This window comes from Brevibacterium sp. MGP-B1, assembly GCF_057766545.1.
The window spans coordinates 178,778-204,278 of the sequence record NZ_CM173407.1 but is presented as its reverse complement, the minus strand read 5'-3'; the positions used below and the strand labels follow the sequence as shown (position 1 = coordinate 204,278).

Genomic DNA, 25,501 nt, shown 5'->3' with positions numbered 1-25,501 from the left:
CGGAATCCCTTCCGGCCAGCCGCTTCTTACGTTCCCTCAGCAGTTCAGAGCGTCGAGAAGCTCAGAGCTCGACCTGGCGGTTGACGTCCTTGTACAGCAGGTAGCGGAACCGTCCGGGCCCTCCGGCATAGCAGGCCTGCGGGCAGAAGGCGCGCATGGAGATGAAATCGCCCTCCTGCACCTCGACCCAGTCGCCGTTGAGACGGTAGACGGCCTTGCCCTCGAGCACGTAGAGGCCGTGCTCCATCTCGTGGGTCTCCGCGAACGGGATGACCGCTCCGGCTTCGAAGGTGACGATGTTGACGTGCATGTCGTAGGCGAGGTCGTCCGGGTCGAGCGGGCGGGTCGTGCGCCAGCGTCCGTCGGTTCCGGGCATCGGCGAAGGTTCGACATCGGCTTCGTTGCCGAACTTCGCCTCAGGAGTCAGTCCCGCCACGGGCTGGTAGCGTTTGCGCACCCAGTGGAAGCGGGCCGCCTCGGTGCCGGTGGACGTCGCCGACCACGTCGATCCGGCGGGCAGGAACGCGAACCCACCCGGAGTCAGCGTGTGCGCGGTACCCTCATGGGTGACCTCGAGCGTTCCGGCCATGACGAAGAGGAAGCCTTCGACCTCGGGCTGCGGTTCCGGCGCCTGCGAGCCGCCGCCGGGCGCGACTTCGAGGATCGTCTGCGAGAACGTCACCGCTCCCCCGGCCACGGGCTTGCTCAGCACCCACGACCGGGTCCCGGTCCACTCGGGCAGATTCGAAGTGACGATATCGCGCATCACTCCGCGCGGGATGACCGTATAGGCCTCGGTGACGAGGGCACGGTCGGTGAGCAGATCGGACTGCGGCGGGTGGCCGCCGGTCGGGGCCCAGTAGGTGTACGGGTCGGTCGTCGTCATGGGCGGGGTCTCCTTCGGTCGGTGGTCAGTGGGCTCAGTCGAGCGAGCCGGTGCGGGCGAGCTGCCCGAGTTGGGTGAGGCTGAGATTCGTCCGCGAGGTCACGAACTCCTCGGTGTGGGCTCCGCAGACAAGTCCCCTGTCGAGGTAGCGGGCGAGCGCCTTCGCGGTGGCGGGTTCGTCGAGGACCGTCGAATCCGCCTTGAACACGTAGTCGTGCAGCCGCTGAGCCGCCCGTGGCCCGCCTTCGCGGTAGAAGGCGAAGGTCGCCAGGAACCTGGTCGGCAGCTGGTGCGGATGCAGGTCCCAGCCCTGGTAGATCCCTCGTTTGAGGTGGCGGCGGACGAGGCCGGCGTGCAGGGCCCACGCATGGTGGACCTCTGCGGGCTCGCCGAGCGGGAGGATGTTCGTCGACCCGTCGGAGAGGTGGACTCCGGTGCCGGCGACGGCGAGCATCATCTGGTTCTTCGCGAAGTCCGCGACCGGATGGTCCATCGCCTGGTAGGCCGCGGCCACTCCCATCGACGCCGAATAGTCATAGGTTCCGTAGTGCAGCGAGGTCACGCGCCCGGCCCCGGCCTGCAGCGCCGTCGCCAGCGGCACGGTGCCATCGGCGGCGAGGACGAGCTGCGGGGTCTCGACCTGGATCTCGAAGGTGATCGTCCCTTCGCCGAGGCTGTGCTCGGCTTCCAGCGCTCGTGCGGCGAGCACCATCGCCCGGACCTGATCGACGGTGCTGACCTTCGGGAGGGTGAGCACGAGATTCTCCGGCAGGCTGCCGCCTGCCTTGATGAGCTCGGAGAGGAACAGGTCGAGAGTGCGCAGGCCGCGTTCCCGGGTCGCTTTCTCCATGCATTTGAACCGAATGCCGACGAAGCCGGGGGCTGCCTTCTCCGAGCGGCCGGCCACCGCATCGCGGGCGGCCTGGACGACCCACCGATCCTCGGTCTCATCCCCCTGGTCTCCGAACCCGTCTTCGAAGTCCAGCCTCAGGTCCTCGATCGGCTCACGTTCGAGTTTCGCGGTGACCGCTTCGGCGAGGAGTTCGGCCTCCCGGGCCACCTGGTGGATGCTGGGCACGTGACCGGGGATCGCGGGACCGGCTTCCTTCCGGGCGGCGGTGATGACGCGTTCGGCCAGCTGCAGCATTCCGCCATGGGCCTCGACGCATTCGAGCGCCTGCTGCCCCCACTGGTACGGCAGGTCCGCACTCGTGCGGTGTCCGGGCACGTACACGGTGTGCACGGGCTGGCGGACGTCGCGATCACCGGGATACGCGGTCGCCAGAAGCTCGTCCGTGTCTCCCAGCAGTGAGTCGATATCGGCGAGTGTTGATCGTTCCACTTTCACATTCTCTTTCTCTGCACGGGGTTCGACGGCGAGGCGGCGGCGCCTGACCTGGCCTCATTGTCTCTCATTCTCCGTCCCCAGGCACGCAAGGCTCTCTGGGGTTTCAGGACGAGACCCGGGCGACCGCCTCGGCGACCTTCTTCGCGACTTCGGGATCGAACACGGAGGGGATGACGTAGCCGGGGTGGAGTTCGTCCTCGGGGATGCACGAGGCGATGGCATCGGCGGCGGCGACCATGATGTTCTCGTCGACGTCGCGGGCTTCGGCGTCGAGGAGTCCGCGGAAGATTCCCGGGAACGCGAGCACATTGTTGATCTGGTTCGGGAAGTCGCTGCGGCCTGTGGCCACGACGGCTGCGTGTTTCGCCGCCTCGGCGGGGTCCACCTCGGGGTCGGGATTGGCCATGGCGAAGACCAGCGCGTCCCTGTTCATCGCCGCGATATCGTCACCGTCGAGCACATTCGGGGCGGAGACGCCGATGAATGCGTCGGCGCCGACGACGGCTTCCTTGAGGGTGCCGGAGAAGCCTTCGGGGTTCGTATTCGCCTGCAGCCACTTCTTGTGCTCGGTGTCGACCGTCGAGTCCGGACCGATCGCCCCGTCACGGCCGCAGGCGACGATGTTCGCGGCTCCGGCGACCTGGAGGAGGCGGATGATGGCGTTGCCGGCCGCGCCGACTCCGGAGACGACGATGCGCAGGTCCTCGATCTTCTTGTCGACGACCTTGAGCGCGTTCTTCAGCGCGGCGAGGGTGACGACGCCGGTGCCGTGCTGGTCATCGTGGAAGACGGGGATGTCGAGTTCCTCGCGCAGCCGGGCCTCGATCTCGAAGCAGCGCGGGGCAGCGATGTCTTCGAGGTTGATGCCGCCGTAGGCCGGTGCGATGGCCTTGCAGATGGAGATGATCTCCTCGGTGTCCTTCGTGTCGAGGGCCACCGGCCAGGCGTCGACATCGGCGAACTGCTTGAACAGCACGGCCTTGCCCTCCATCACCGGCATGGCCGCTTCGGGACCGATGTCGCCGAGGCCGAGCACCGCGGTGCCGTCGGTGACCACGGCGACGGTGTTGCGTTTGATCGTCAGTCGGCGCGCATCCTCTTTGTTCTCAGCGATCGCCTTGCACACGCGGGCCACACCCGGGGTGTAGGCGCGGGAGAGGTCGTCGCGGTTGCGCAGGGGCACCTTCGGGGTGGATTCGAGCTTCCCGCCGAGGTGGAGGAGGAAGGTCCGATCCGAGACCTTGTGGACCTCGACTCCGGGCAGCGCGCCCAGCGCATCGGAGACCTCGTCCGCATGGGCGACATCGCGGGTATCGGCGCTGACGTCGATGATGACCGAGTGCGGAGTGGACTCGACGACGTCGAGGGCGGTGACTGACGCGCCGGCGGCGGCGGCCGCGGCGACGAGGTCGGACGTCGAGGCCTGACCGACCTCGGTGCCGACGCGCAGAGTGATGGAGTATCCGGGGCTGGTGGCGACCATGGGCAATATCCTCCTTGATATCGAGTTTCCGTATTATGGATAATAACTTTTGCCTAGTGGAAATACTAGACGGTGTCGGTGGATTCGGAAAGTTTCTTCCATTTCGGGACTAGACTGAACGGAGTTTCACTGCCGAGACTCACCACAGATTAAGGAACATCGATGAGCAGCAAGGACACTCCGGCGATCCGCCAGTCCAAGGGCGGCGTGCAGTCCGTCGAACGCGCGTTCGGACTGCTTGAGTGCATCGCGAACTCCGCAGGATCGGCGACGCTGAGCCATATCGCCGCGGACGTCAATCTGCCCCTGCCGACGATCCATCGCCTGCTCAACACCCTGGTCAACCTCGGTGTGGTCCGACAGCTGCCCGACCGCGGCTATGCGCTCGGACCCGGACTGGTGCGACTCGGCGATATCGCCGGCTCCCAGCTCGGTGCCGTCGCCCGCCCCTATCTGCGCGAACTCGTCGCCGAGCTCGGGGAGTCGGCAAACGTGGCAACGATGGACGGAGACATGGTCGTCTACGTCGATCAGGTCGCCTCCGAACGCCAGATGAGGATGTTCACCGAGGTGGGACGCCGTGCCCATATGCACGCCACCGGGGTCGGCAAGGCCATCCTCGCGGGGCTCGAATCCGAGCAGGTGAGGCATATCGCCGCCACCGCCGGAATGCCCACCCCCACGGAATACAGCATCGGGACGATCGAGGATCTCGAGGCCGAGCTGGGCCGCATCCGTGAGCGCGGCTATGCCATCGACGAGCAGGAGCAGGAGCTCGGCGTGCGCTGCTTCGCCATGGCCATCCCGGACTCCCCCGCTCCTTTGGCGATCTCCGTATCGGGACCGATCAGCCGCGTCGACCAGTCGTTCGCCGATCGCGCCGTACCCCTGCTCAAAGACGCGGCCGCCCGCATCTCCGCAGAGATGCAGAGCGGCCGCTGACTCTGGCTTCGAACCGGGTCAGGAGTCTCCGCCGGCCGTTCCCGAGGTGCCGGCGTTGACGTCGTTCAGACGATAACGTCGAGCCGCCTCGGCGGGAATGGATCCGTCGATCTCACCGCGCTTGGCAAGCAGCTGCAGGGTGCGCACGACCATCGAATGCGCGTCGATCTTGAAGTGCCTGCGCGCGGCGGCGCGGGTGTCGGAGAAGCCGAACCCGTCGGCGCCGAGGGTCGCGAAATCGTGGTCCAAGTACGGCCGGATGAGGTCCGGCTGGGTGGAGTCGAAATCGCTCGTGGCCACGATCGGACCGGGCTGGCCCTCCAGCTTCTCACGCACGTAAGGCACGCGGTCGGCCGACTCGGTGCCGTCGGCGACATTGAGCTCCGCAGCTTCGCATTCGAGGCCGTCGCGGCGCAGCTGCGCCCATGAGGTCACCGACCACACGGCGGCATCGACGCCCCATTCGGCGGCTAGCAGGTCCCGGGCCTCGAGAGCCCAGGGCACGGCCACACCGGAGGCGAGCAGCTGCGCTTGCGGACGGTCACCCGGGGCCGCCTCGGCGACGCGGTGGATGCCCTTGAGGATGCCCTCGACGTCGACGTCCTCGGGCTCGGCCGGCTGGAGCATCGGCTCGTTGTACACGGTGAGGTAGTACATGACATTTCGTTCGTCCTCGCCGAGGTCGTGCTCGCCGTACATGCGATGCAGACCGTCGCGGACGATATGCCCGATCTCGTAGCCGAACGCCGGATCGAAGACGCGCACGGCCGGGTTCGTGGCCGCGAGCACCGGGGAATGTCCGTCGGCGTGCTGCAGGCCCTCACCGGTCAGGGTCGTCCGGCCGGCGGTGGCCCCGATGATGAACCCGCGGGTCATCTGGTCGCCGGCGGCCCAGAAGGCGTCACCGGTGCGCTGGAACCCGAACATCGAGTAGAACACGTAGATCGGGATCATCGGTTCGCCGTGGGTGGAGTACGCGGTCCCCGCGGCGGTGAATCCGGCCGCGGCACCGGCCTCGTTGATGCCCACGTGGAGGAGCTGGCCGCTCGTCGCCTCCTTGTACGAGAGGAACATCTCGCGGTCGACGGCGAGGTAGTTCTGCCCGTTCGGGTTGTAGATCTTCGCGGTCGGGAAGAACGCATCGATGCCGAAGGTGCGGGCCTCATCGGGGATGATGGGCACGATCCGCTCGCCCAGCCCCTTCTCTCGCATGAGGTCCTTGAGCAGCCGGACGAAGGCCATCGTCGAGGCGGCCATCTGCTGCCCCGAGCCCTTCTTCGTCTGCGAGAACGCCTTGTCGCTGGGGGCGGGCAGGGTGATCTTGTTGTGCTCGGGTTTGCGTGCCGGCAGGAATCCGCCGAGCTGACGCCGACGGTCGAGCATGTACTGGATTGCGTCGTCGTCCTTGCCCGGGTGGTAGTAGGGCACCGCGTACGGGTCCTCGTCGATGACCTTGTCGCTGATCGGAATGTCCATCCGATCACGGAAGGCCTTGACGTCGTCGGCGGTGAACTTCTTCATCTGGTGCGTGGCGTTGCGGGACTCGAACGTCGTGCCCAGGCCGTAGCCCTTGACGGTCTGCACGAGGATGACGGTCGGCTTACCCTTGGTGTTCACGGCCTTCTGGTAGGCGGCGAAGACCTTGTGATAATCGTGGCCGCCGCGCTTCAGGTTCCAGATGTCGTCGTCGGAGAGGTGGTCGACGAGTCCCTTCGTCGCAGGTGTCCGGCCGAAGAAGTTGTCGCGGATGAATCCGCCGGACTCGGCCTTGAAGGTCTGGTAGTCACCGTCGAGGGTCTCGTTCATGATCTTCACGAGGTCGCCGGTGCGGTCCTTGGCCAGCAGGTCGTCCCATTCGCGGCCCCACAGCACCTTGATGACGTCCCAGCCGGCGCCGGTGAAGGTCGCCTCGAGCTCCTGGACGATCTTGCCGTTTCCGCGCACGGGTCCGTCGAGACGCTGGAGGTTGCAGTTGATGACGAAGGTGAGGTTGTCCAGCCCTTCGTTCGCGGCCAGCTGCAGGGCGCCGCGCGATTCGGGTTCGTCCATCTCGCCGTCGCCGAGGAACGCCCACACCCGCTGATCCGAGGTGTCGGAGATGCCGCGGTTGTGGAGGTAGCGGTTCATCTGCGCCTGGTAGATCGCGTTGATCGGGCCCAGACCCATCGACACGGTCGGGAACTGCCAGAACTCCGGCATCAGCCGTGGGTGCGGATACGAGCTCAGTCCGTGCGGGGCACGCGAGACCTCCTGCCGGAACCCGTCGAGGTCGGCCTCGGTCAGGCGGCCCTCGAGGAACGCCCTGGCGTACATTCCCGGTGAGGCATGGCCCTGGAAGAAGACCTGATCGCCGCCGCCGGGATGGTCCTGACCGCGGAAGAAGTTGTTGAATCCGATTTCGTAGAGCGTGGCGGCGCCTGCGTAGGTGGAGATGTGCCCGCCCACGGAGATCTCGGGCCGCTGCGCCCGATGGACGAGCATGGCGGCGTTCCACCGCAGCCATCTGCGGAAACGGCGCTCGACTTTCTCCTCGCCGGGATAGAACGGCTCCTGGTCAACGGGGATGGTGTTGACGTAGTCAGTGGTGGTGACCTTGGGCTGGGCGACGGAGTTCGTGGCCGCGCGTGCACGCAGCGCCTCCATGATCTCGCCCGCGCGCTGGGTTCCGCGCGCGTCGACGAGCCCTTCCCAGGACTCGATCCATTCATCGACCTCTTCGTCGACGTTTCCCCTCGGACTCGCCGAGGTTGTGTCCTGTGTCATATCGGGGTTTCCTTCTCACGGGGTCCGGGCTCCCGGAACAGTACCCCGGGAGCCCGGAGATGGAAAGTCCTGTCTCAGCAGGTGATGTTCAGATCTCAGCAGAAGCCGGCGACCTGTGCCCATGCGTCCTTGTTCTCGTCGACGCCTTCACGGGTGAAGGTGGCTTCGATGAGTCCGTAGGGGCGGTCGGCGACGATGAAGACCTCGTTCGGGTTCTCGAGCCCGAAACGTTCGATGTCATAGAGGAAGTGGTGCTTGTTCGGGCAGGAGAAGCGGATCTCGTCGATCTCCGGCACGGCCTCGATGACCTTCTCGCCCATCTGGTACAGCGTGTGCTGCAGGGCGTGGGAGAAGTGATCGGTGAAGGAGTCGAGGATGATCTCCTTGACCTTGGTGTACACGGCTTCGAAGTCGAGGTCGGTGGTGTTGTAGATCCACCGGGTGGCGATATCGGTCGCGAGGATCCGGTCCTGGGTCTCCGGCAGGGTCGTGTACTTGTCCTTCGGGTAGCCGACGAAGCCCGACTCCGTGGTCTTGAGCACGGTGAGTCCGTTGAAGCCGGAGATCAGCGTGTCCTTGTCGCCGTCACGGGTGAAGACGACAGTGCGGACCTCGGGTGCGGACTTGTAGAACGAGTGTTTGTGGTCGTTGATCCGGTCCCAGCCGTATTCTTCGGCTTCCCAGCGTCCGCCGGTGACCCAGTCGAAACTCGAGGTGAAATGGTCGGCCAGGCCCATGAGGAACTGTTCGGGCGAGGTCACGCCCAGCTCCTTGGCCTTCGCGAAGACCGTGTTCTTCTGGGTGTCGGTGGCGACGACGTGCTCGTTGTCGCCCTCGGTGTGAGCGGTCTCGAAGTCGCCCCACAGCTGTGAGGTGACATTGAGATCGCGGATCTCGTGGCGGTCGGTGTCGCGGTAGACCCGCATGAGTCGGTTCTCCGCCTTGCCGTACTGGTTCGATGTCAGTCGGACCTTGCTCATTTTCTTCCTCCAGTTCGTCGGCGTGCGCACCTGCACACGCCGTGACCATTCGATTGGCGAGGCCTGCCGGCAGTTCCCGGTCGGCTTCGGCGGTTTGTTGAGGATGACGATCCTGCAGGGGGCCTGCTTCCCCTGTGAGCGATTGCGGGCGCGGCTCAGCTGCCGCGGTAGGTGCTGTAGGCGAAGGGGCTGAGCAGCAGGGGAATGTGATAGTGCTCCTGCCCGGCCTGGACGGTGAAGTCGATGGTGACCACGGGGTGGAAGTGATCGATCTCGCGGGCCGCGAAGTAGTCGCCGGTGCCGAAGACGATCCGGTAGTCCCCCGGCTCGAGGTAGTCGGGGCCGAAGTCGGAGACTCGCCCGTTGCCGTCGGTGCGGGCCGAGACGATGGTCTCGGCCCCGGAGTAGAGAGTGACCTCGAGGTCGGCGGCGGGGGTGCCGACCATGGAGTCGAGCGCGTGGGCGGTGATGAAGCTCATGAGAGGATCCCTTCGAGTCTCAGTTCGGCGATCTGGATGAGCTGCTGTCCGACCTCGGCGGTCTCATCCTCGTCGGTGTTGTCCATGCGGCGCTGCAGTTCGGAGAGGATCTCCTCAGGGGTGCGACCGGCGGCGCGGATGAGGAAGACGCGGTCGAAGCGGTCTTCGTAGGCGGCGTTGCCCGCGGCCAGCCGGGTCTGCACATCTGCTTCCAGTGTGCCGAGTCCGGCCTGTTCACGGCTCGAATGGGCCGCCTCGGCGCTGTCACCCTTCGCCTTCTCACCGATGCGCGGATGATGGGACATCGCCGCGTCGATCTCCGCGGTGGTCAGCGGTGCGGCGGCGCGGGACGCCGCCTCGGCGGAGTCGAGGTCGGCCAGGGGGCGGGCGTCGACGATCGCGTCGATCCACCGGTCGACGTCGAGGCAGGGACGCAGAATTCCGCGGGCATCATCGGCTGGGAGTCGGTTGAACTCGGCCAGGTCCACGGTGACCTCCTTGGCAGGCGCTGAATGACTTTCACCGTTCGGAATACCATTTCCGAACAACTGCTCCGAGTCTGCTGGGCGTCATCGGCAATGTCAAATTGCTCACACATTTGTGTGGAAACTTTCTTCCGCATGGTGGATACTGTTCGTGTGGCAACCGCCGCACACCCGGCCATCGACGATGAGGTTGAATGAGTGCATGAGCCTGACAACGACAGATCAGACCCCGTCAATCGTCTGCGCCCCTGACTCATTCAAGGGTTCGGCCTCCGCTCCGGCCGCCGCGGCCGCCATGGCCCGCGGAGCTCGGGCAGTCTTCCCCAGCGCACGAGTCACCGAACTGCCCTTCGCCGACGGCGGGGAGGGCACGCTCGACGCCCTGCTCGCCGTCTGGGGAACCCGGCCGCGCACCGTCGACACGGTCGATGCCCTGGGCAGGACCACCTCGGCGGGCTTCGGCCTCTCCCCCGACGGAAAGACCGCGGTCATCGAGGCGGCCCAAGCCAATGGCCTGCCGCAGGTCTCGGACGTGGAGCTGCAGCCCGAACGCGCCGATACCTTCGGCGTCGGGCTCATCGCGGCCGCGGCACTCGACCTCGGCGTCGAGGAGATCCTGCTGTGCATCGGCGGCTCGGCGAGCACGGACGGCGGGACCGGAATACTGGCCGCCCTCGGCGCCCGTTTCACCGATGCCGCAGGTCAGCCGGTCGCGCCGGGCGGAGGCGGCCTGGCCGCGATCGCTGCGGTCGACACCTCGGGGCTGGACCGTCGGGCGACGGCCGTGCGGTGGCGCATCGCCGTCGACGTCGACAATCCCCTCACCGGGCCTCGCGGGGCCGCTGCGGTCTTCGGTCCGCAGAAAGGGGCGGACGCGGACTCGGTGGCCGTGCTCGATTCCGCGCTCGGCCACTTGGCCGAGGTGCTCACCGGCACCTCTGCCGAGGCGAAAGACCTGGCGGCGACTCCGGGATTCGGGGCTGCCGGCGGGATTCCGTTGGCGCTGACGACGATGCTCGGCGCCGAGGTGGTTCCCGGATCGACGATGGTCGCCGAGGCCGTGGGACTGTCCGAGGCCCTGGCCGACGCCGATCTCGTACTCACGGGAGAGGGATCCTTCGATTCCCAATCCTTGGGCGGGAAGGTCGTCGCGGCCGTGCGGGACCATGCCCCCGCCTCGGCGAGGGTGGTCGTCATCGCCGGTCGGGTCGGTCTGACCGCCGCGGAATGCTGGGAAGCCGGGATCACGGCGGCGCTGTCGATCGCACCGGGGCCTGCGGACCTCACCACCCTGTCCGAGCGCGCCGAAGCGCTCATCGAGGACACGGCCGCACAGGCGTGCGCACTCAGCGCACCGCCGGACACACCGTTTCAACGACGAAAGGACGCACCATGACCACGACCACTCAGACTCAGCTCACCGTCGGAGATATCGCTCCCGACTTCACGCTCACCGACGCCGAGGGGCGGACGGTGTCGAAGGCCGACTATGCCGGCCGCAGCGTCATCCTCTACTTCTACCCGAAGGCCGCATCTCCGGGCTGCACGACGGAGGCCTGCGACTTCCGGGACAATCTCTCGGCGCTGGCGGCCGCCGGCTTCGAGGTCCTCGGGGTCTCCCCCGATGACACCGAATCGCTCAAGGAATTCGCCGCCGAGGAGGGACTGACCTTCTCTCTGCTCTCCGACCCGGGCGCTGCAGTGGCGAAGGCCTACGGCAGCTATGGGCAGAAGACGGTCGGCGAGCACACTTTCCAGGGCACTCAGCGCTCGACCTTCGTCATCGGCGCCGACGGCACGCTCACCCACGCCGAGTACAACGTCGACGCCCGCGGCCACGTAGCCCGTCTCCGCACCCAGCTCCTCCCCTAATTGCTACCTGACGGCGGCCCAGCAACCTCGCGCGAGGTTGCAGGGCCGCCGTCGGGTAGTTCGGGGCGGGATCATCCGGTGCGCAGACGGGCGGCGAGGATGCCGAGGATCCGTTCGAACGGCGCGGTGCGGAACAGATCGCCGAAGGTCAGACGGATGATCTTGTACCCCCTGGCTTCGAGTGCGGCTTCGCGAGCTTTCTCTGCAGCGAGGCTCTCCCGAGTCGAACGCCCCTCCATCGTGTATTTCTCCAGACCGTCGATCTCTACGATGAGTCGAGCATCGTGATTGCAGAAGTCGACACGGGCGATGGCCTCGCCGAGGTGGCCGAAGAACTCCACCTGCGGTTCGAAGCCGGTGATCCCGTGTTCGAAGAAGCGCACCGCCGCGATCGACTCCGAAGGGGCCTCGCGCCGGCCGTCGGTGAGGTCGAGGGCACGCAGCACCGCCGCGTCCCCGCGGGATTCGGGGCATTCGGCCAGCACCGCTTCGATTCGGAAACGCGTGGTGCGGCCCCGACGGATCACTTCGTCGAACATCGGCACAGACACGTCCGGTGGGTAGTCACGGGCGATGTCGATGAGCGTGCGCTCCATCGTCGTCACCGCATAGATGCCGACCATCTTCCGGTGCGCCGACGGCACCTCGCGATTGCGCACATAGAGGTGCCGATACTTGCGACTGACGTTCGGCCGGAACACCTCGACCCTGGTCCCGGCCGGATAGGCGATCGGGAGCCCGTGGACGAGCGCGGCCGACAAGTGGGAGAAGACTTCACGCCCCTTCGTCACTCGCCACCTGCCGGATGCGGTGTGGATCTTCTCCGCGCGCGTGCGGATGAGGACCCTTAAGGGTTCGATCTCGTCGCGCATATCTCCTTGGTGGCCGAACTCTTCGTAGTCCGCTTCGCTCAGGGCCGCCCAGATGGTTTCGTGTCGTGCGTCGTCGCACGATCCGGTCGCCACATAGCGTCCGCGGGCGATGCGGGTGAGGCAGCATCGCTCTCCGCGCCTGACTTCATCCTTGGTGAACCCCAACCGGTAGAGCTTCTCAGTCGTCATACACAGATACATGACACCAAATTGCATCGTCAAGCATTAAAAGACAATAGACGAACGCAATCTGTGGATAACTTCTCCCCAGAACTACCTGACGGCGGCCCAGCAACCTCGCGCGAGGTTGCTGGGCCGCCGTCAGGTAGTAATTGGTCAGCGGGCTTTGAGGAGGCGGCCTCCCGGGGTCTCGAAGTCGACCGGGGCCCCGCGCAAAATCGTCTGCGTGACCCGACCGCGGACGGTGCGGGTGTCGTACGCGCTGATCTGGTTGCGATGCCAGAGCTCCGTCGCCCGCACGGTCCACTCGTCGTCGGGGGCGAAGACGGCGAAGTCCGCGTCATTGCCCTCGGCGATCGTTCCCTTGCCTTCGACCCGCGCCACGGCCGCAGGTGCCGCGGACATCCAGCGGACCACCTCGGCGAGCTCGATTCCGCGCTTCGCGGCTTCGGTCCACACGAGCGAGAGTCCCAGCTGCAGCGACGAGATCCCACCCCACGCCGCACCGAAGTCGCCCGTGTCGAGCAGCTTGAGCTCGGCCGTCGAGGGCGAGTGGTCGGAGACGATGCAGTCGATCGTGCCGTCGATAAGGCCCTGCCACAGCGCCTCCCGGTTCGATTCCTCGCGGATCGGCGGGCAGCACTTGTGCGTCGTCGCCCCGTCCGGGATCTCCTCGGCAGTGAAGACAAGGTAGTGCGGGCAGGTCTCGACGGTGAGCTTGATGCCCTCGGCCCTGGCCGCGGCGATCTGGTCGAGCGCATCCGCCGAGGACAGGTGGAGGATATGCGCCCTTGCCCCGGTCTCCCGGGCTGCGTCGATGACGCGGGCGATCGCGACGTTCTCGGCCTCGCGGGGGCGCGTGGCGAGGAAGTCGGCGAACTTCGGCCCCGAGTTCTTCGGCGCCGAGGTCATGACCTCGTGATCCTCGGCGTGGACGATGAGCATTCCGTCGAAGGAGGCGATCTCGGCCATATCCGCCGTCATCTCCGCCGGTTCCAGCGGCGGGAATTCCTCGACGCCGGAGTCCTCGAGGAAGCATTTGAACCCGTAGACACCTGCCTCGTGCAGGGGCCGCAGATCCGCGGTGTTGCCGGGGATCGCCCCGCCCCAGAACCCGACGTCGACGAAGGCCTTGGGCTCGGCGACCTCGCGCTTCGTCTCCAGGGCTGCGACGTCGACCGTCGGTGGCAGCGAGTTCAGCGGCATGTCGACGATCGTCGTCACTCCCCCGGCCGCGGCCGCGCGGGTGGCGCTGGCGAAGCCCTCCCACTCGGCGCGACCGGGGTCGTTGACGTGGACGTGGGAGTCGACGAGACCGGGCAGCAGCACCTGATCATTCCCGATTTCGATGACTTTCACCTCCGCCGAGGCGGCCGCGGCCAGATCCTGTCCACCGCGGGCGATCTCGGCGATCTTCCCGTCCCTGACCCCGACCGTCACCGGTTCGATGCCCTCGGGCAGCAGAGCCTTCTCGGCATGGATGATCAGGTCGAAGTCGGCGTCGTTGCTCATGTTCCTCCTCGGTCGCCCGCCCTTGAGGGCCGGTGAATGCAGTTTCGGTATACCGTTCTAGCCTACTCGGCTCGGCCGGTTCGGCCCAGCCCTCCGGCGGGTTGAACCCTGCCTATTTCGCTGCGGCCAGTTCGCCCATCGGGCTCAGCGCCGTCGGAGCGTCGGCCGCAGTCTGGGCGAGCGTCTCGAACTCGTTGATCTGATCGAGGGCGGTTCCCATCGAGATGTTCGTGACACGTTCGAGGATGACCTCGACGACCACGGGCACCTGGTGTTCGTCCATGAGTTCCTTGGCCACGCGCAGGCCTTCGCCGATGAGTTCGGGGTCCTCGACCCGCAGCGCCTTGCACCCGAGCCCCTGGGCGACGGCCACATGGTCGACGCCGTAACCGGACGATGCGGAACCGGCGGTGTTGATGTTCTCGAAGGCCAGCGACACCTCGTAGTCCATCTCGAATCCCCGCTGGGACTGGCGGATGAGACCGAGGTAGGAGTTGTTGACGACGACGTGGACATAGGGGATCTGGTGCTGCGCACCGACGGCGAGCTCCTCGATCATGAACTGGAAGTCGTAATCGCCGGACAGAGCAACGACGGTCTCGCCGGGCTTGCCCTTGGCCACACCGAGCGCGGCCGGTCCGGTCCAGCCCAACGGTCCGGCCTGTCCCGCGTTGATCCAGTGCCGAGGTCGGTAGACGTGCAGCATCTGGGCGCCGGCGATCTGGCTGAGCCCGATCGTCGAGACGTAGGTGACGTCGCGGCCGAAGGCCTGGTTCATCTCCTGGTAGACGCGCTGGGGTTTGATCGGCACCTCGGTGAAGTTCGTCTTCCGGTGCTCGGTCGACTTCCGTGCCGTGCATTCGCCGGCCCAGCCGGTGAAGTCCGGCAGCCCGCCCGACCGAGCGCGTGCGGCAGCCAGCAGTGCGTCGAGGGCGGCTCCGGCGTCGGAGGCGACCCCGTAGTCGGGGGCGAAGACGCGTCCGATCTGGGTGGGTTCGATGTCGATGTGGACGAACTTCCGGCCCTTGCGATACACCTCGAGGTTCCCGGTGTGGCGATTGGCCCAGCGGTTGCCGATGCCGATGACGAGATCGGATTCGAGGAAGGACGCGTTGCCGTAGCGCACGTGCGTCTGGATTCCGACCATGCCCGCGGCCAACGGGTGGTCATCGGGGATCGCACCCCACCCCATGAGGGTCGGCGAGACCGGGATGGAGGTGAGTTCGGCGAATTCGACGAGCCTGGCGGCGGCGTCGGCGTTGATGATTCCTCCGCCGGCGATGATGATCGGGTGCTCCGCCTCGGCGATGAGGTCGAGGATCTTCTCCGCCTGCGCCGCGGTGGCCGCGGGCTTGGCCGGGGTCAGCGGTTCGTAGGTGTCGATGTCGAAGTCGATCTCGGTCTGCTGCACGTCGATGGGCAGGTCGATGAGCACGGGTCCGGGCCGCGCCGAGCGCATGATCTGGAACGCGGTCTGGAAGACGCCGGGCACCTGTCCGGCTTCGAGCACCGTCTTGGCCATCTTCGTCACGGGCTTCGCGATCGAGGCGATGTCGACGGCCTGGAAGTCCTCCTTGTCGAGCACGGCGACGGGTGCCTGGCCGGTGACGCACAGGATCGGCTGGGAGTCTGCGGCCGCGGCGTAGAGGCCGGTGATCATGTCCGTGCCTGCCGGGCCCGAGGTGCCCAGGCAGACTCCGATGTTGCCCGGTGCCGAACGGGTGTATCCGTCGGCCATGTGGGAGGCTCCCTCGACGTGCCGGGCCAAGGTATGGCGGATTCCGCCGTGGGCCTTCATCGCCGAGTAGAGCGGGTTGATCGCCGCCCCCGGCAGCCCGAAGGTCTCGGTGGCGCCTTCCTTCTCGAGGATGAGCACAACGGCGTCGACTGCGCGCATGCGTGTCATTGTTCGTCCTTTGTTCGTGAGCCGGCGACGACGCTGTCGCCGGCTCGGTTCATGGTTGGGCGGGACCGTCGGTGTCGTTGGGCCGACGACCCCGCCCGGCTGGTGTGGCCTCGGTCGGGGATGATCGACGGATCGATCACCGGCGCCGATGCGGTCGTTCAGTTCTCGTTCTTGCCGGAGAGGGCTTCGATGACAGTGAAGAGGCCCGAGTGATCGAGTCCTCCGTTGCCCTGCTGCACGGTTGCGGCGACGAGCTGGGCGACCGTGGCGCCGAGCGGGATCGCCACTCCCGCCTCGCGGGCGGCGGCGGTGACGATGCCCATGTCCTTGTGGTGGAGTTCGAGCCGGAATCCGGGGTCGAAGGAGCGGTCGAGCATCTTCTGCCCCTTCTGATCGAGCACCTTGGATCCGGCCAGCCCGCCGCCGAGGACCTGCAGGGCCGCACCCGTTTCGACTCCATAGGCTTCGAGGAAGACGACGGCTTCGGCGAGGAGTCCGATATTGCCGGCGACCATGAGCTGGTTCGCGGCCTTGACGGTCTGGCCAGCTCCCGAGGGGCCGACGAGGACGATGGTCTTCCCGACGGCGTCGAAGACATCAGATACGGCGTCGAAGTCGGCCTGGTCGCCGCCGATCATGACGGAGAGGACACCGTCGATGGCTCCGGGCTCCCCTCCGGAGACGGGGGCATCGAGCGGTTTGAGGCCGGCGGCCTTGGCCTGTTCGGCCAGGTCCTTCGCGACATCGGGGCGGATGGTGGAGAAGTCGATCCAGGTGGCCCCGGCGGACGCGTGGGCGAGGATTCCGTCGTCGCCGGTGAGCACGGCTTCGACGTCGGGTGAGTCGGGAACCATGGTGATGATGACGTCGGCCCCGTCCACCGCCTCGGCGATGGTGGTGGCGGCACTGCCTCCCGCCTCGGCGAGGGCGTCGGCCTTGGCCGGGGTGCGGTTGAAGCCGCGGACGTCGAATCCGGCGTTGACGAGGTTCTTGGCCATGGGCAGGCCCATGATGCCGAGTCCGATGAAAGCGATGGTCTTGGACATGGTGGGGGTTTCCTTCGAATCGTCGGTGGTGATGTTCAGGCGGTCTGGGCGGCGCGGTCGAGCCAGTCGAAGGCGGTCGCGCGGTCCTGTTTGTATTCGAGCGCCACGGCTCCGGTGTAGCCGAGCTCGTAGGCGCGGTCGATCCACTGGCGCAGCGGCAGCGACCCGGTTCCCGGTGCCCCGCGGCCGTCGGCGTCGGCGATCTGGATGTGGCCGAAGTTCGCGGCTTCGGTTTCGATGACGGCCGCGACGTCGTCGCCGTTGACGTGCATGTGGTAGAAGTCGGCGAGCACGGCGATGTTCTCGGGTCCGTCGGCGCGGACCTGGGCGACCACCTCGGCGGCGTCGGCGTAGCGCTTGAGCGGGTAGGCCTCGGCTCCGGAGACGGGTTCGACGAGGACGGATCCGCCGATTTCGGCGACCTTGCCGGCGGCCAGCGCCAGGTTGGCGGCGGCGGTGGCGTCCTGAGCGGCCGGGTCCTGTCCGTCGGTGCGCAGACCGTAGAGCGCGTTGAAGGCGCGGCAGCCGGTGCGGCGGCCGATGTCGACGACGATGTCGACGTTCTTCGCGAAGTCCTCTTCGGCGCCGATGATCGAGACCATTCCGCGATCGCCTGCTGCCATGTTTCCGGCCCAGAAGTTCAGGCCTTTGAGGGCGACGCCTGCGGATTCGAGGGAGGCGATGAACTCATCGACCTCCGCCGAGGTGGGACTCGGGTTCCCGTCGAAGGGCCACCAGAATTCGACGTCGTCGAAACCGGCGTCCTTCGCGGCCTGGGCGCGCTCGAGAACGGGCAGTTCGGCGAGCAGGGTCGAGCAGTTGAGGACGTAGCTGCCAGGTGAGGTGAAGTTCTGGGACATGGAGCTCTCCTTTGAGTTGCCGCTTTTTTCCGTATTGTGGAAGTGTGTTTCCATTCCGTGAAATCAGCATAAGTCGCCCGTGGAGTTCCCGTCAAGACATTTCCCCAGAACTACCTGACGGCGGCCCAGCAACCTCGCGCGAGGTTGCTGGGCCGCCGTCAGGTAGTAATTGGGGTCAGAGAGGGGTGCCGTCGACCCAGATGTCCGCGATGTCGCCCGGGGTGCCCATGGCGAAGATCTTCGCCAAGGCGTCGCCGTCGTCGGCGGCGTGGCGGATGCCGACGTCCAAGGGCTGGCCCTCGGCCGGGCGGATGAGCACGGCGTCGAAGCGCTTGCCCTCGCCGAGCACCCCGACCTCATCAAGCTCGAGCGCCTCGGCGCCGGCAGAGGTCGCCAGGTGCAGCAGATGCGCGGAGGTCAACGCCACTCCCCCGGCCGGGTCGAGCTGCTGCATGAAGTACGACTGCACGCCCTCCTTGAGCAGGTTGAACCCGGTGCCCGCTCCGACGTCCGAACCCAGTGCCACCCGGACGCCGGCCTCGAAATGCCGACGCAGCGGGAAGAAGCCGCTGGCCAGAGCCGAGTTCGAGGTCGGGCAGTGCGCGGCCACGGACCCGGCCTCGGCCATCCGTGCCAGTTCCCGGTCCTGCGGGTGGACGTTGTGCGCGAGCACTGTGCGCCGACCGACGAGTCCCGCCCGGTCGTACGTATCGAGATAATCACGGGCATCCGGGTGGATCTGCGCGACCCCGGAGATCTCATCGACGTTCTCGTTCAGGTGGGAGGTCACCCAGATGCCCGGGTTCTCCTCCACGAGGCGGCCGCCAGCAGCCAGCAGCTCCGGTCCCGCGGAGAACGAGAACCGCGGAGTCACCGCGTACCGCAGCCGTCCCTTCCCGTGCCACCGGTCGATGAGCGCCTGGCTCTCCTCGGTCGAGCGCTCCACGTCGGTGAGCAGTGCATCGGGCAGATTCCGATCGCTCGTCACCAGCCCGGAGGTGATCCGCAGCCCCGACGCTGAAGCTGCGGCGAAGAAGGTGTCCATGGCACCCGCGAAGTGCGAACCGAAGACCATCGCCGAGGTGGTCCCCGCCGAGATCAGTCCCGTGAGGAATTCGCCGGCCACCGCCTTCGCGTAGGCGGGCTCGCCGAGCTTCGCCTCCTCGGGCAGGGCGCACTGATCGAGCCAGTCGAGCAGCGGCCGCCCGAGATGGCCGATGGCCCTGACCTGCGGCAGATGGACGTGCGTGTCGATGAGTCCGGGGATGAGCACACCGTCGCGGAGATCGACGACCTCGGCGTCGGGGTGGGCTGCCCGGGCGGAGTCGAAATCGGTGCGGGAGGTGATGAGCCCGTCGTCGACGACGAGGGCGACATCGGCCGCCGAACGCAGCCGGCCGCCGGTGAATGGGTTGTCCGGCGTATCGAAGACGCGGGCACGGTAGATGACCACAGTGGTTCTCCTTGAGTCAGTGGTGGTGAAAGTCAGTGGTGGTGAAGCGTCAGGCTATGCGTCCGAGCAGGTCCGCCGCGACGCTCACGGCGATCGTCGCGGGCGCTTTGCCGGGCAGGTCGGGCAGTCCGATGGGGCACCGGATGGTGTCGATGGCCTCGGGCGCGAAGCCTTCGGAGGCGAGGTTCTTGCGGAAGCGCTGCCATTTCGCGTTCGAGCCGATGAGCCCGACCGATCCGAGGTCGCCACGGGTCAGCGCCGCGGAGCACAGGTGCAGGTCCTCGGCATGGTCATGGGTCATGATGACCACGTGCGCACCGGCCGGCAGCTCCGTGATCACCTCTTCCCCGACGACAGCGAATTCGCGACGGATCCGCGCCACCGGCTCCTCCAACTCATCGAGCGCGTCGAGCTGTTCCGGCCGTGAATCGGACACGGTGAGGTCGAGATCGTGGCGGGCGAGGATCCGGGTGAGCTCGAGTCCGATGTTGCCGATGCCGAAGATCGCCACCGAGGCGGGCACGGGCAGGGGTTCGAAGAGCATGGTGACCTCTCCGCCGCAGCATTGGCGACCGTATTTGGCCGGAGCCTTGTCGTTGAGCCGCAGGGTGAGCATCTCCGGAGCCGTCTGCCCCTCGGAGAGCAGTTCCCGGGCACGGGTGAGGGCCGTCATCTCGAGATTGCCTCCGCCGATGGTCCCGAACAGATCATCGGCGGTGGCGATCATCTTCGCTCCCGCCTCGCGCGGGGCATGCCCGCGCACCGCGGCGAGAGTGACGAGGACAGCCGGCACCCGAGCTGCGCGAAGCTCGGCCGCGGTGTCCATCCAGGTCATGACGGAACTCGTTGTCCTTCCCTCGCCGAGGCGGCCGCCCCCGAGCCCTGCCCGCGGGCATCCTCGATCGCCCAGAACACTGCTTCCGGTGTGGCCGGAGAGGCGAGGTCGACGCTGTGGCCGGGTCGTGCGAAGGCGCCGACGGCCTCGCGCAGGGCTTCGCGGACCGAGAATGCGAGCATGAGCGGGGGTTCGCCCACGGCCTTGGACCCGTACACGGCGCCCTCTTCGTGCGCTTTGTCGAGGAAGGCGACGTTGAAGACCTCGGGGACTTCGGAGAAGCTCGGAATCTTGTATGTGCTCGCTGCCTGAGTGGCCAGACGGCCGCGGCTCGGCTTGTCCGATTCGTCCCAGCGCAGGTCCTCGAGCGTCAGCCAGCCGGCGCCCTGGATGAAGCCGCCCTCGATCTGTCCGAGGTCGAGCAGCGGTGACAGGGAGTCACCCACGTCGTGGACGATGTCGACGCGGCGCAGGGTGTAGGAGCCGTCGAAGCGGTTGACTTCGACTTCGGACACCGCGGCCCCGTAGGCGAAGTACTTGAACGGTTCGCCGCGCATCTGCGAGAGGTTCCAGTGCAGTCCCTCGGTGCGGTAGAACCCGGAGGCCGAGAGCTGGATGCGCTGGAAGTACGCGGTGTTGATGAGCTCTTCCCAGGTCACCGTCTTCGTCGAGGACAGTGCGGAGACGATTCCCCGCGAGATCTCCACCTCATGGGCGGGTGCCCCGAGGATGCCCGCGGCCACCTGCCGCAGCCGATCGAGGATCTGGTCGCAGGCGTTCTTCACCGCTCCGCCGTTGAGGTCGGATCCGGAGCTCGCCGCCGTCGCCGAGGTGTTGGGCACCTTGTCCGTGCGCGTCGGCGCCAGACGCACCGTCGACAGTGGCACACCGAGGGTGGTGGCCGCGACCTGCAGCATCTTCTGATGCAGCCCCTGCCCCATTTCGGTGCCGCCGTGGGTGACGAGGACGGATCCGTCCTTGTACACGAGCACGAGCGCCCCGCCCTGGTTGAAGGCGGTGAGATTGAACGAGATCCCGAACTTCACCGGAGTGATTGCCAGACCGCGTTTGATGTGCTCGCTGCCCGAGTTGAACACCTCGATCTCAGACTCGCGGGCTTCCAGATCGGATTGGGAGATGAGCTGGTCCCAGCACGCCCCGATCCGCTCGGGATGACGCACCGGCTGATAGTAGGGAGTGTCCTGACCTTGCGCGTAGAAGTTCCGGCGGCGCAGCTCGCGGGCGCTGAGCCCCAGCTGCGGGGCGACACGGCCGATGATGTCTTCCATCACGAGCATGCCCTGTGGGCCACCGAATCCGCGGAACGCCGTCTGCGAGGTCTTGTTGCATCTGGCGATGCGGCCGGTGACCCGGATGTTGGGCACCCAGTAGGCGTTGTCGATATGGCACATGGCGCGGGTGAGCACCGGTTCGGAGAGGTCGAGGCTCCACCCGCCGTCCGCGGTCAGCGTCGCATCGAGGGCGAGGATCTTCCCCTCCTCGGTGAATCCGATCTTCCAGGACGAGTGGAAGCCGTGCCGTTTGCCGGTCATGGTGATATCGCGGGTGCGGTCGAGACGCAGCCGCACCGGCCTGCCCGTGAGCTTCGCACCGAGCGCGGCCAGGGCCGCGTAGCCGTGGGGCTGCATCTCCTTGCCGCCGAAGCCGCCGCCCATGCGCAGGCACTGCACGGTCACTTCGTGGGCGGGAACCCCGAGGACGTGGGAGACGATGTCCTGTGTCTCGGTGGGATGCTGGGTCGAGGACTGGATGAAGACCTGTTCGTTCTCGTCCACGTGTGCCAGGCACGCCTGAGTCTCGAGGTAGAAGTGCTCCTGGCCGGCGAACTCGAATTCGCCTTCGAAGACATGAGCGGCATCGGCGAACGCGGAGTCGACCTCGCCCTTGTCGATCGACAGGGGCTTTCCGTGGTAGCTGTCGGCGGCGATCGCATCCCGCACGGTCACCAGTGACGGCAGCTCCTCGACCTCGGCGATGACGGCGGTCGCGCCTTCCTTCGCGGCTTCGAGATCCTCGGCGAGCACCCAGGCCAGGGGCTGGCCGAAGAACATGATCTCGTCGACCGGCAGCATCGGCTCATCGTGTTTGACGCCCTGATCGTTGACGCCGGGGATATCGGCGGCGGTGATGACCTTGACGACTCCGGGCACCGCATAGGCGGGTTCGATATCGATGGCGCCGAGGCGGCCGTGCGCGGTCGTCGACTGCACGGGGAAGGCGTGGAGGACCCCGGTGAGACGTCCGACGAGGTCATCGGTGTAGAGCGCGGTTCCGGTGACGTGACCGAAGGCGCTTTCGTGGTGGTGGCGTTCGCCGACGACCGGGTCGGCGGGGCGCTGGGAGAGCTGGCTCATCACTGGACCTCCTTGCTGGTCACGGCCGGGTGGCCGAGCTGCTCGGCGTAGAAGCGTTCGAGGGAGGACCGCAGCATCGCGGTCCGGTATTTCGCACTCGCGCGGTGGTCGTCCATCGGGGTGCCTTCGGCGGCGAGGGTCTCGGCCGCCGCATGAACGGTCTCCAATGTCCATGGCCGGCCTTCGAGGAGGGCTTCGGTGGCGGTGGCGCGCAGCGGGGTGGCGGCGACTCCGCCGAGGCCGATCCGAGCCTTGGCGATCAATCCGTCCTGGATGTCGACGGCGTAGCCGATCGCCACCGAGGAGATGTCGTCGAAGCGGCGCTTGGCGATCTTCTGGAACGACGTCAGCGGGGACAGCGGCAGCGGGATGCGGATGGCGGTGATGAGTTCATCGGACTCCCGCACCGTCTGCCGGTATCCGGTGAAGTAGTCGGCCAGCGCCACGGTTCGGGATCCGCGCACCGAGGTGAGCACGAGCTCGGCCTCCAGCGCCAACAGAGCCGGCGGTGTGTCGCCGATGGGCGAACCGGTGCCGAGGTTGCCGCCGATGGTCGCCCCGTTGCGGATGAGGCGGGAGGCGAACTGTGGGAACAGCTTGCCCAGCAGCGGAATGTCTCCGGCGAGCTCACGTTCGAGTTCGGACAGGGTGCGGGAGGCGCCGAGTTCGACGAACGACTCGGTCCGGCGGATTCCGCGCATCTCCTCGAGCCGGTCGACGGCGAGGATGTTCTTACCGCGTGCTCCCTTGATGTTGACCTCGACGCCCCAGTCGGTGGCCCCGGCCACGACGGTGGCCTCGGGATCCCGGCTGAGGATGGAGGTCGCCTCGGCGAGGGTGGCGGGACGACGGTAGCGTCCGATCTTTCCCGTGGCGGTGTCGGCGCGCTGATAATCGGTGGCTCGAGCCGACGGGGCCGGGCGGTCACGGCGGGCGGCCAGAGCATCGTCGGCGGCGGGCTCTCCCAACGCATTCGCGGCGTCGCGGATGGGACGGTAGCCGGTGCAGCGGCACAGATTGCCCGACAGGGAGTGGAGGTCGAAGCCGTCCTCGCAGCGGTCGGGCCGGTAGTATTCGGCGGCCATCGAGGAGATGAAGCCGGGGGTGCAGTATCCGCATTGGGATCCGCCGCGCACGGCCATCTCTTCCTGGACGGGGTGGACGGTGTCTCCGTCGGCCAGACCTTCGGAGGTCACGACCTCTCCCCCGTCGAGGGCTGCTGCCGGCAGCAGGCAGGAGTTCACCGAGGTCCAGCGGGTTCCACCGGATTCGTCGGGGCGGGCGACCATGATCGCGCAGGCCCCGCATTCGCCTTCGGCGCAGCCTTCCTTTGCTCCGGTCAGACCCTGACCGCGCAGGAAGTCCAGCGCATTCGTATGGGGTGGGCCGTCGAACTCACGAACGGTCCCGTTGATTGTCACTTCGGCAGTTGACTGGTCCGTTGTCGCTGCGGACATCGCACTTCACACCTCCCGCGCCTCTCCACTGAGGCGCACAGTGCATGGTTGGAACAATTTGCTTCGTTCTTCGAGCCTCTGGTTATCCATGCGAACAGCGCAGAAGAACGCGGAAGAGGGGACTCGGCGTCCCCGCAGGTCAAGCCCCGTGGGCGATCTGACCCTTTCCCCAAGCTGAGTGTCCAACCATTGTTCTCATGCCCCCAAGATAGCCGAAATCGGGCCGCGAACGAAGTACAGGACGAATCCGGCCGAGACGACCCACAGCAGCCAGTGGACCTGGCGGGCACGGTTGCTCATGGCGTGGATGAGCGCCCAGGAGATGAATCCGACGCCGATTCCGTTGGCGATCGAATAGGTCAGCGGCATCGTCACCATGGTGAGGAAGACCGGCAGCGAGGTGCGGAAGTCGGTCATGTCGATCTCACGGATCTGCGTGACCATCATGGCGCCGACGACGACGAGCGCAGCGGCTCCGGCTTCCATCGGGATGACGGCGATGAGCGGTGAGAAGAACATCGACAGCAGGAACAGCACACCGGTGATGCAGGCGGCCAGACCCGTGCGTGCGCCTTCGGCGATTCCGGCTGCGGAGTCGACGAAGACCGTGTTCGACGAGGCAGAGGCACCGCCGCCGAAGACCGCGCCGAGACCTTCGACGATGAAGGCTCCGCGGATGCGCGGGAACATTCCGTCCTCGGTCTGCAGTCCGGCGCTGCGGGCCAGACCGGTCATCGAGCCCATGGCGTCGAAGAAGTTCGTGAACACGAGGGTGAACACGAGCATCGTGGCCGCGAGGACTCCGATGTGCTGGAAGCCGCCGACGAGGTCGAAGGCGCCGATGAGACCGAAGTCGGGAAGGGCGATGACCTGTTTCGGGAATTCCGGAGCTGAGAGGTTCCAGCCCAGCGGGTCCGGATTGACCGGGTCGCCGACGGTGCCGAGCTTCGCGAACGCCTGGATGATGATCGCGGCGATCGTGGCCACGATGATGCCGATGAGGATGCCGCCGGGAATCCTCCGCGCCACGAGGATGCCGATGAGGACGAGCGCGAAGACGAAGACCAGCGTCGGCAGGGAGCCGATCGATCCGTCCTGACCCAACTGGACGGGCGGACCGGCCGGGGTGCGGGTGACGAACCCGGCGTTGACGAAGCCGATGAAGGCGATGAAGAGTCCGATGCCCACAGTGATGGCGATCTTCAGCGCATGTGGGACGGCGTTGAAGATCGCGGTGCGGATGCCCGTGGCACCGAGGACGACGATGATGACGCCGTTGATGACCACCAGTCCCATCGCATCGGCCCAGGTGACCTCCTGGACGACGGAGACGGCGAGGAAGCTGTTCATGCCCAGGCCTGCGGCCAGACCGAAGGGCAGTCGGGCGACGACGCCGAAGAGAATCGTGATGACGCCGGCGACGAGCCCGGTGACCGCGGTCAGCTGAGCGAAGTCGAGGCTGTCCCCGGCGACGTCCTGGGAACCGCCGAGGATGAGCGGGTTGAGGACGACGATATAGGCCATCGCGACGAAGGCGACGATGCCTCCGCGGATCTCCTGTCTGATCGTCGAGCCTCGATGGGTGATTTCGAAGAATTTGTCGAGAAGCCCCGGTCTCGAAGATGCGGTCTGCACCGCTTGGTCGTTGTCAGCCATTTTCATGGACCACCTCAGGTTGTTCGATTTGGTCAGCCGGCGACATCATCGTCGTCGGCCCTGCGCCTTGAACATGCGCAATGAGACAGTCGAGTCTTCAGCCCCGGATAC

General features: G+C 66.7%; 20 protein-coding genes. 3 read left to right on the top strand and 17 right to left on the bottom strand.

Going from position 1 to position 25,501, the window contains the following annotated elements:
* Positions 1–61: 61 nt before the first annotated feature.
* From AC3CD9_RS00865 to AC3CD9_RS00855, 3 genes are all read right to left on the bottom strand, one after another.
* Positions 62–886 (bottom strand): bifunctional allantoicase/(S)-ureidoglycine aminohydrolase, encoded by an 825-nt coding sequence (locus AC3CD9_RS00865; protein WP_139469323.1) that lies wholly within the window; start codon positions 884–886, stop codon positions 62–64.
* 34 nt (positions 887–920) lie between these two features.
* A complete protein-coding gene (locus tag AC3CD9_RS00860) occupies positions 921–2,228 on the bottom strand; it encodes a DUF6986 family protein (RefSeq protein ID WP_488365877.1) in 1,308 nt (435 codons plus the stop codon).
* Positions 2,229–2,337: 109 nt separating this feature from the next.
* A complete protein-coding gene (locus AC3CD9_RS00855; protein WP_488365876.1) occupies positions 2,338–3,717 on the bottom strand; it encodes an NAD-dependent malic enzyme in 1,380 nt (459 codons plus the stop codon).
* 162 nt (positions 3,718–3,879) lie between these two features.
* Between AC3CD9_RS00855 and AC3CD9_RS00850 the strand changes: the two genes are divergently transcribed.
* Complete coding sequence (locus AC3CD9_RS00850) at positions 3,880–4,659, top strand: IclR family transcriptional regulator (RefSeq protein WP_139907129.1); 780 nt, start codon at positions 3,880–3,882, stop codon at positions 4,657–4,659.
* Positions 4,660–4,677: 18 nt separating this feature from the next.
* On the opposite strand, the gene aceE is transcribed toward AC3CD9_RS00850, so the two are convergent.
* From aceE to uraD, 4 genes are all read right to left on the bottom strand, one after another.
* Positions 4,678–7,422, bottom strand: coding sequence for a pyruvate dehydrogenase (acetyl-transferring), homodimeric type (aceE, locus tag AC3CD9_RS00845; protein WP_488365875.1), 2,745 nt, complete (start codon positions 7,420–7,422; stop codon positions 4,678–4,680).
* A gap of 95 nt (positions 7,423–7,517) precedes the next feature.
* Complete coding sequence (pucL, locus tag AC3CD9_RS00840) at positions 7,518–8,402, bottom strand: factor-independent urate hydroxylase (RefSeq protein WP_488365874.1); 885 nt, start codon at positions 8,400–8,402, stop codon at positions 7,518–7,520.
* A 155-nt stretch (positions 8,403–8,557) separates the two neighbouring features.
* A complete protein-coding gene (gene uraH / locus AC3CD9_RS00835; protein ID WP_488365872.1) occupies positions 8,558–8,881 on the bottom strand; it encodes a hydroxyisourate hydrolase in 324 nt (107 codons plus the stop codon).
* Positions 8,878–9,369: a 2-oxo-4-hydroxy-4-carboxy-5-ureidoimidazoline decarboxylase gene (uraD, locus tag AC3CD9_RS00830; RefSeq protein WP_488365871.1), complete on the bottom strand. Its 492-nt coding sequence runs from the start codon at positions 9,367–9,369 to the stop codon at positions 8,878–8,880. Before uraD ends, uraH begins: the two co-directional genes overlap by 4 nt.
* Before the next feature lie 199 nt (positions 9,370–9,568).
* On the opposite strand from uraD, the gene AC3CD9_RS00825 reads away from it, so the two are divergent.
* Positions 9,569–10,762: a glycerate kinase gene (locus AC3CD9_RS00825; protein ID WP_488365870.1), complete on the top strand. Its 1,194-nt coding sequence runs from the start codon at positions 9,569–9,571 to the stop codon at positions 10,760–10,762.
* Positions 10,759–11,238, top strand: coding sequence for a thioredoxin-dependent thiol peroxidase (gene bcp, locus AC3CD9_RS00820; protein ID WP_139469307.1), 480 nt, complete (start codon positions 10,759–10,761; stop codon positions 11,236–11,238). The genes AC3CD9_RS00825 and bcp overlap by 4 nt, the downstream gene beginning before the upstream one ends.
* 71 nt (positions 11,239–11,309) lie before the next feature.
* Here the strand turns inward: bcp and AC3CD9_RS00815 are convergent, their stop codons facing one another.
* From AC3CD9_RS00815 to AC3CD9_RS00770, 10 genes are all read right to left on the bottom strand, one after another.
* The gene (locus AC3CD9_RS00815; protein WP_488365869.1) at positions 11,310–12,299 is read right to left on the bottom strand and encodes a DUF559 domain-containing protein; all 990 of its coding nucleotides are present in this window, start codon (positions 12,297–12,299) and stop codon (positions 11,310–11,312) included.
* A 147-nt stretch (positions 12,300–12,446) separates the two neighbouring features.
* Positions 12,447–13,802, bottom strand: coding sequence for an allantoinase AllB (gene allB, locus AC3CD9_RS00810; protein WP_488365868.1), 1,356 nt, complete (start codon positions 13,800–13,802; stop codon positions 12,447–12,449).
* 112 nt (positions 13,803–13,914) lie between these two features.
* Complete coding sequence (gene gcl, locus AC3CD9_RS00805; RefSeq protein WP_488365866.1) at positions 13,915–15,708, bottom strand: glyoxylate carboligase; 1,794 nt, start codon at positions 15,706–15,708, stop codon at positions 13,915–13,917.
* A 158-nt stretch (positions 15,709–15,866) separates the two neighbouring features.
* A complete protein-coding gene (locus AC3CD9_RS00800) occupies positions 15,867–16,754 on the bottom strand; it encodes a 2-hydroxy-3-oxopropionate reductase (protein ID WP_488365865.1) in 888 nt (295 codons plus the stop codon).
* A gap of 35 nt (positions 16,755–16,789) precedes the next feature.
* Positions 16,790–17,614, bottom strand: coding sequence for a hydroxypyruvate isomerase family protein (locus AC3CD9_RS00795; RefSeq protein ID WP_488365864.1), 825 nt, complete (start codon positions 17,612–17,614; stop codon positions 16,790–16,792).
* Between the two features lie 175 nt (positions 17,615–17,789).
* On the bottom strand, positions 17,790–19,067 hold the full coding sequence (gene guaD / locus AC3CD9_RS00790; protein ID WP_488365863.1) for a guanine deaminase: 1,278 nt from the start codon (positions 19,065–19,067) through the stop codon (positions 17,790–17,792).
* A gap of 49 nt (positions 19,068–19,116) precedes the next feature.
* Entirely contained in the window at positions 19,117–19,902 is a 786-nt protein-coding gene (xdhC, locus tag AC3CD9_RS00785) for a xanthine dehydrogenase accessory protein XdhC (RefSeq protein WP_488365862.1), read from the bottom strand.
* Positions 19,899–22,277 (bottom strand): xanthine dehydrogenase molybdopterin binding subunit, encoded by a 2,379-nt coding sequence (gene xdhB, locus AC3CD9_RS00780; RefSeq protein WP_488365861.1) that lies wholly within the window; start codon positions 22,275–22,277, stop codon positions 19,899–19,901. Before xdhB ends, xdhC begins: the two co-directional genes overlap by 4 nt.
* The gene (locus tag AC3CD9_RS00775) at positions 22,277–23,734 is read right to left on the bottom strand and encodes a xanthine dehydrogenase small subunit (protein ID WP_488365860.1); all 1,458 of its coding nucleotides are present in this window, start codon (positions 23,732–23,734) and stop codon (positions 22,277–22,279) included. The genes xdhB and AC3CD9_RS00775 overlap by 1 nt, the downstream gene beginning before the upstream one ends.
* Before the next feature lie 195 nt (positions 23,735–23,929).
* Entirely contained in the window at positions 23,930–25,390 is a 1,461-nt protein-coding gene (locus AC3CD9_RS00770) for an NCS2 family permease (protein WP_264800756.1), read from the bottom strand.
* Between the last annotated feature and the right edge of the window lie 111 nt (positions 25,391–25,501).

Excerpts from the sequence above, each read along its gene's own strand:
- xdhC (WP_488365862.1), bottom strand. The coding sequence starts at position 19,902 with ATGACCTGGATGGACACCGCGGCCGAGCTTCGCGCAGCTCGGGTGCCG.
- pucL (WP_488365874.1), bottom strand. The coding sequence starts at position 8,402 with ATGAGCAAGGTCCGACTGACATCGAACCAGTACGGCAAGGCGGAGAAC.
- gcl (WP_488365866.1), bottom strand. The coding sequence starts at position 15,708 with ATGACACGCATGCGCGCAGTCGACGCCGTTGTGCTCATCCTCGAGAAG.
- AC3CD9_RS00865 (WP_139469323.1), bottom strand. The coding sequence starts at position 886 with ATGACGACGACCGACCCGTACACCTACTGGGCCCCGACCGGCGGCCAC.
- AC3CD9_RS00825 (WP_488365870.1), top strand. The coding sequence starts at position 9,569 with ATGAGCCTGACAACGACAGATCAGACCCCGTCAATCGTCTGCGCCCCT.
- uraH (WP_488365872.1), bottom strand. The coding sequence starts at position 8,881 with ATGAGCTTCATCACCGCCCACGCGCTCGACTCCATGGTCGGCACCCCC.
- AC3CD9_RS00855 (WP_488365876.1), bottom strand. The coding sequence starts at position 3,717 with ATGGTCGCCACCAGCCCCGGATACTCCATCACTCTGCGCGTCGGCACC.
- AC3CD9_RS00795 (WP_488365864.1), bottom strand. The coding sequence starts at position 17,614 with ATGTCCCAGAACTTCACCTCACCTGGCAGCTACGTCCTCAACTGCTCG.
- AC3CD9_RS00815 (WP_488365869.1), bottom strand. The coding sequence starts at position 12,299 with ATGACGACTGAGAAGCTCTACCGGTTGGGGTTCACCAAGGATGAAGTC.
- AC3CD9_RS00850 (WP_139907129.1), top strand. The coding sequence starts at position 3,880 with ATGAGCAGCAAGGACACTCCGGCGATCCGCCAGTCCAAGGGCGGCGTG.
- aceE (WP_488365875.1), bottom strand. The coding sequence starts at position 7,422 with ATGACACAGGACACAACCTCGGCGAGTCCGAGGGGAAACGTCGACGAA.
- AC3CD9_RS00770 (WP_264800756.1), bottom strand. The coding sequence starts at position 25,390 with ATGGCTGACAACGACCAAGCGGTGCAGACCGCATCTTCGAGACCGGGG.
- AC3CD9_RS00775 (WP_488365860.1), bottom strand. The coding sequence starts at position 23,734 with ATGTCCGCAGCGACAACGGACCAGTCAACTGCCGAAGTGACAATCAAC.
- bcp (WP_139469307.1), top strand. The coding sequence starts at position 10,759 with ATGACCACGACCACTCAGACTCAGCTCACCGTCGGAGATATCGCTCCC.
- xdhB (WP_488365861.1), bottom strand. The coding sequence starts at position 22,277 with ATGAGCCAGCTCTCCCAGCGCCCCGCCGACCCGGTCGTCGGCGAACGC.
- AC3CD9_RS00800 (WP_488365865.1), bottom strand. The coding sequence starts at position 16,754 with ATGTCCAAGACCATCGCTTTCATCGGACTCGGCATCATGGGCCTGCCC.
- allB (WP_488365868.1), bottom strand. The coding sequence starts at position 13,802 with ATGAGCAACGACGCCGACTTCGACCTGATCATCCATGCCGAGAAGGCT.